Origin of the sequence: Polaribacter sp. HaHaR_3_91 (genome assembly GCF_019278525.1) — a bacterium.
In the GTDB taxonomy this organism is placed as follows: Bacteria; Bacteroidota; Bacteroidia; order Flavobacteriales; family Flavobacteriaceae; genus Polaribacter.
Window position 1 is genome coordinate 878,132 of the sequence record NZ_CP058986.1, and the last position, 6,163, is coordinate 884,294.

Genomic DNA, 6,163 nt, shown 5'->3' on the forward strand with positions numbered 1-6,163 from the left:
GCAGCACATTTTATTGCAGACTGCTATATTTAGCCACACAAGAAATTTAAAAGTGGGAACAATTACTCTTTACAAGAACCCACAATAGGTTTTGTTTAAAAGTAAAAGTCACTTTTATCTCTAAAGGTTAAAAATGAATTAATGTTTTATACGGAGGATATGTTTTTTATAGCGAATTCTTGTCCAATTGCTATCTCATGCTCTATAGCATGGATTGGTCTATTTAAAAGATTGAAAATAGAAAAGTTTGGAAATAAAAAGAAAGAAATCTTTTTATACTTTAAAAGCAGTACTTTTTTTGAAGGGTTGTCTAATCTAAAACGAGCTATTTCCCCAAATAGTTTCGTTTCTTTTAGATATTTAATCATTAAGAAAATTTTTTAAAAGCGCTAAAGTAGTCATTATTAACCAAACACCTATTATTTGACACTATTATTTTCAATAAGTCACATTTATTTTTTTAAAAAAAATAATTACTGTTTTTAGGTGATTATGATGATTCAATTTTCGCGAATTTTAATGCTGAAATAAGTTCAGAATGTTAAGTTTTACTATTTCTTTGAATTTGTAGAACAAAAAACCAGTGAAATATTTTTCACTGGTTTAAATTTAAGATTTGCTCTTTTATGTTAGAAAGACTTATTTTTTTTATCAAGAATATGAAACAAGGCTAATTTACCAGAATAGCCCATTTTTATTTCTAAAGGAACTTCTAGTTTACCAGATATAGTTTGTATTCTAGTAATTACATATTTTCTATCATTATTAGAGAATTTTTAATACATATCTGTTACTCCAATTTTCTGCTAGGTAATTATTTGTATTTTAATTTTTTAATATTTAGGATGATAAAAACAGCATACAATATAGCTGTGATTCCTAGTATTAAAATTCCATTATCAATCTCTAGACCTGGTGGAGGAGGTGGTGAGTTTACTGGAGGTACTTGAGTTAGTAGCATCATTTTTTTTAGTTTATATAGTTGTATTTTATATCATAATCTTTTTGTTAATAATACCTTTATCTGTATTCATTTTTACAATGTAAATACCCGTTGGTATTTGTTTTTTGATTTCTAATTGATACGTATCTTTTTGTTCTTTAATTTTCCAGGTATTTACTTTTTTACCAAGAATATCAAACAACTCTACCTTATTAATTTCTACTTCATTATTTTTAGAAATTACAATTTTATGGTTTTCATTGTCTGCATAAATATTTGTAAAGGCAGATAAAACATCATCATCTAAACCTAATACGTTACTCTCTGAAAAAGCAAGTACAAAACGATCTGTATAAATTCCTTTATTTAAAGTTAAAGTGATTTTGTTATCTGTAACATTATAAGAAGTTCCGGTAAGTTTATCTGTAATGTAAATATCTCTAGTTACATTTTCAGTTTCATCTACCATTATATTCACTTGTCCAGAATAATCAACAATTACTTCTAAAGGAACTTCTAACTCGTTAGAGATTTCTTGAACACCAGCAATTACATAGTTTTTATCATCATTAGGGAATTTCCAATACATATCTGTTTTACCAGTTTCATATACTTCCGAGTCATATCCTTTGTTAAAAGCAAAAGAATTTGTTTCTTGAAAAGTAACTGTAATTTGATGGTGGATATTTAGTTCATCAGTATTTTTATATTCAAACCCTAATTTTATTAATGGTAATAAATCTGTAGTAGTTGTATTTGTTTTTTTGTTTGCTTTAAAAAATACAGATTCTGGCCCTTCGGTAACATAGGCTCTTTGGCTATTGTTAAAGTTAACGATTCCGCCTGTAGTTTCGTCTCCTTCTATAAAGAAACCTTGCCCTATTGCTATATATGGTAGGGGAGAAGTATAAGAATAAGAAGCATCACCAGTGCCAGAAGTACCATTATCATTATTATCTGGAACATTACTGCTTGCAGCCGCTGTACCACCAAGGTTTATAGTTGCGTATCCTCCTACATATCCTCCAAATACATGTCCGTCAATTCCGTTTCCTTCTCCGTTAGCACTTTCTTTATGTTCCCATAAATAAAGTGTTCCGGTGGTTGTGGCTAAATTATCTTCTATAAATTTTCTGGCATTCATTGCAGAAGGGAAAGGGTTACCAACTAAGTAATCATCTCCTGCGCCTATAGGAAGTGCCGTGTCAAAACCACCATCATTTGGTGTACCTATAAAAGTGTAGTTTTGAGCTCTTCCTGGACCTTTAAAAATATAACCGTCAGCTCTATTAATAACACCATTTTTAAATTGTTGTACCCAATTAGCTCTACCGTTAGAAGCAGGAGCGTAGGTATATATCCAATAATCAGCTAATGAAATACCTGTTGAAGTAAAAGAACCATCAAAACCAGAAACAAACGTAATGTCTTTTGGGGTTGTAGGGTCTGTACCATCTTTTAATACATCTTCTACTGTATAAGTAGTACCAGATGAGTTTACCGGAGAGCTCATATAACCATATCTGTATAAACTTGGTATTTCTGAGTTTTGATCTACTAAAAGGCTTCCATTACCAGATATTTTAGTGCCAGTTGTATGTGTTTGTACTAATTGTGATGTACCTGCTAGACGAATGTTTCCGTCTAAAGTAATATCATTAGTAACTACTAATAATTGATCTGTTACTGTTAGTTTTTTAGTTGCATCTACTTTTAGTTTTCTTGCACTTAATCTATTATTGGTCTGTTCAAAATCTTGATCAATTATAACAGAACGAGATCTATCTGGATAACCATTAGTCCAAGTATTACTAGCAGAATTAGATGTGGTAATATCTATGTTATGTAAACCCAATAAAGTGTTTGCTGCTGTATTAGATGTTGTTATTTCTGATATTAAAGGATCTTGAGGATGTCTTTTAACTCCCGTAATTGCAGTGTTACCAACCGTTTGATAAGGTAAAATAGCATCATCTATAAATACTACCCATTCCGCAGCGTCGTAGTCTTTATTATAGGTTAATGTTTCATCTATTCTTACATGCGATGTCTTATCTGCAAATGCTTCTATAACATCATATCTATTTTGGTAAGAAGAATCATCGTTAGCTGATGATAAGGTAATCATATCATTAGCGCCAACAAAGTTGGTTATTACATCGTTAGTAATAACCCTTGGGGCTGAGTTATCAAAATTAGTAATTGTATTATTTGTGCTTTTTAATAATATAGATTTACCAGCAGCTAATATATTTGGAAATGTATAAAAAGCATTTGGTGCAGTTGTTTGAGTCCCTGTTCTATCTACATATAGTTGAATTTGAATAAGGTTAGCAGCAATACTTTTGGTTTTGTTAATGTTTGTTACTTCGATCCATCTTTCATTATCAAATTGATATACTTGTGTTATCATGGCAATTCCATCATCAGAAATATCTCTGTAATCTACATCTCCAAACGTTAATACATCTTCATCAATATCTGTAAAATTATCCATTTGTGTATTGTCAAAAATACCATTTACATCGGTATAACCTAAATCTGTGTTACCCGTTTCTGCAAGGTCATTTAAACCATTAATACCAAAAGTACCTGTAGATACTCCGTTACCATCATTTGGTAAACCTGTACCAGATTCTATAACATCAAATATTCCATCACCATCAGCGTCTAAATCTAAATAATCTGGTATAGTATCTGTGTCTGTGTTTGTTGGGTTTAGACCAATAATAGCTCCAGATTCATAAAGATCATCTACACCGTTGTTATTTAGATCTGCTATTCCTGCACCAGAACCACTTGGTGTTACGTAGTCTTTAGTTGTTTGCGCTTCTATATTGTCTGGTATACCATCATTATCTGCGTCTAAATCTAAGTAATCTGCAGCAGTATCTCCATCTGTATTCGTTGGAGTATTACCTGTACCGGCAGAACTTGGAATTCCATTACTGGCATTAGGGGTACCATCTGCTTTTCCATCTCTATTTACATCTGTACCTCCAGACTCTATAACATCTGGAATACCATCATTATCTGAATCTAAATCTAATGAGTTAGGAAAGCCATCTCCATCTGGATCAACAAAGCTAGCAGGGCATTTTAAAGTAGCAAAAACAATATTATCTACACCAACATCATTACCTGCAGAACCATTAGGTTGGTCGTTAAAAATTACGATATCTAAATTGGTTTTTGTTGCAGTAAAGTTTAAAGAGACTCTTCTCCAAATATCGTCATTAGGTTCTCCCGCAGCTGGTGATGATATAGTTTGTGTTGTTGCTCCTGAAGCATCTTGTACTTCCAATCTAAAAATTGGCTTGTCACTACATCCGTTACATAAACCCGCTAAATCTAGTCTAAACCTATAGTCTGTTCCAATAATTAAATTGGTTAAAGACTGACGATAAAACTCGGTATTACCTTGATTAATCATATTTATAGCTAAATACCTTCCGTTTGTAGAGCCACCAGCAGGTCCCGTAAACTGATCTATATTTGCGTCTATATTTCCGTTAGCATCTGTACGATTGTAGGTTTGAAGACCTGTAGTAAGTGATGAAACTACTGCGTAAGAGCCATCTGGTATAGCACCAGTACTACTGTAAGAATGGTTTTCTACATTATTATTTGTTGTTCTTGTAGAGCTTGTTCCAAAATCTTCACTAGAAATTACAATTACTTCTTCTTTTTCAGAAATGTCACAATTTCCATCTTCGATACTATCTAAAATACCGTCATTGTCGCTATCTGCGTCTATAGAATCTGGTATTCCATCATTGTCTATATCTGTATTTACGGTTATATCTCTATAATCTACATCACCTATAGAAGAGTTAACATCTCCGTCTGTATCTGTAAAGTTATCTGTTTGTGTATCATCATATCCTCCGTTTACATCTGTGTATAAATTATCTGTATTTCCTGTTTCAATGGTATCTACAAGTCCATTTGTACCAACGGTTTCTGTAACTTTACCTGCACTATCGTTGGGTAAATTACTGCCAGATTCTACTACGTCAAATAAACCATCTCCATCAGAGTCTAAGTCTAAAAAATCTGAGTCTAGATCTGCACCAGAAGTAGCATTTTTATCTGTGTTAATAGCAGTTAATCCTAAAGAACCTGATCCGTCTGAATTACCGTTAGGGGTTGCATCATAAGCATTATCTAAACCATCATTGTCTGAATCGATTCCTGAAGGTGCTATATAACCTGTAGTTGTTTGGGCTTCAATATTATCTGGAATACCATCGTTATCTGAATCTAAATCTAGCGAATTAGGAACAGTATCTCCATCTAAGTCATTGTTACAAATAGGAGCTGAAGATAGTTTAGAAAAAGGGATGCTAGCCTTAGGTATTGTGTTGGTTGAGTATTGAACGGTAAGAGATTCTCCACCACCATCTTCGTAAAAGAGTACAGTGATACTATGTAAGCCTGGTAATAAAGAAATGTTACCATTTCTTTCTCTGGAACCATGATCTCCGTCATTATTTACAATTTGTGTATCATCTATAAATAATTTAGAACCATCATCTGAGTTTGTATAGAAAGTGTATGTTTCTGAGGTTTCAATATTTATAAAACCAGTATATCGTACACTAAATGTATTTCCATCTCCAGGAGTAACTATTGCAAATAAGGCATCTACATTAAATTCTGTAACGGTGCCTGTTCCTGCTGCTCCTGTTGTTGGAATGTTGTCTACAGTAGAATTAGATGGAACGCTATCGTAAAATTCATAATTTAAACGACCATCAATAGCGGTTACACAAGAAGTATCAACTTCATTAACATCTAAAATACCATCGTTATCATCATCAATATCTGTAACATCATCTACACCATCATTGTCTGTATCTACCATAGCGATATTAGTAATTCTATATTTTGATGTTTTTTCAGAATTGATACTTTTTGCTAAATAAGGTAAACCTGTTTCGTTTAATCTATTTGATACATTAGGTTGATCAATAAAAGGAACATTGTTCTTTTTATTATTAGAAATAATTTCTGTTAAATTTTGATCACTCCAAATTGAATTATTCGTGTTAGGAGTTGTAAATGCAATGTTAGTAGTATTGTCTTCAAAACTACTATTTAAAAACTGTGAGAAACTATTTATTGATATTAGAAAAAGAACCCATAAGACGTGTGTTTTGTTTAAACGAAACAATTTCTTTTTGGTTAGGAGGTTAATCATGAGGGGATATTTTTTAT

Annotated in this window: 2 protein-coding genes; both read right to left on the minus strand. The window is 32.1% G+C overall.

Translation table 11 applies throughout. The annotated features are described in order from the left end of the window. Positions 1 to 146: 146 nt before the first annotated feature. Positions 147 to 368 carry a hypothetical protein gene (locus H0I27_RS03570; RefSeq protein WP_218732538.1) on the minus strand — a complete coding sequence of 74 codons (222 nt, stop codon included), beginning with the start codon at positions 366 to 368 and terminating at the stop codon, positions 147 to 149. Positions 369 to 989: 621 nt separating this feature from the next. Further along, positions 990 to 6,146 (minus strand): PA14 domain-containing protein, encoded by a 5,157-nt coding sequence (locus tag H0I27_RS03575; protein WP_218732539.1) that lies wholly within the window; start codon positions 6,144 to 6,146, stop codon positions 990 to 992. Between the last annotated feature and the right edge of the window lie 17 nt (positions 6,147 to 6,163).

Coding starts and splice junctions, on each gene's coding strand:
- H0I27_RS03575 (WP_218732539.1), bottom strand. CDS start 6,146: ATGATTAACCTCCTAACCAAAAAGAAATTGTTTCGTTTAAACAAAACA.
- H0I27_RS03570 (WP_218732538.1), bottom strand. CDS start 368: ATGATTAAATATCTAAAAGAAACGAAACTATTTGGGGAAATAGCTCGT.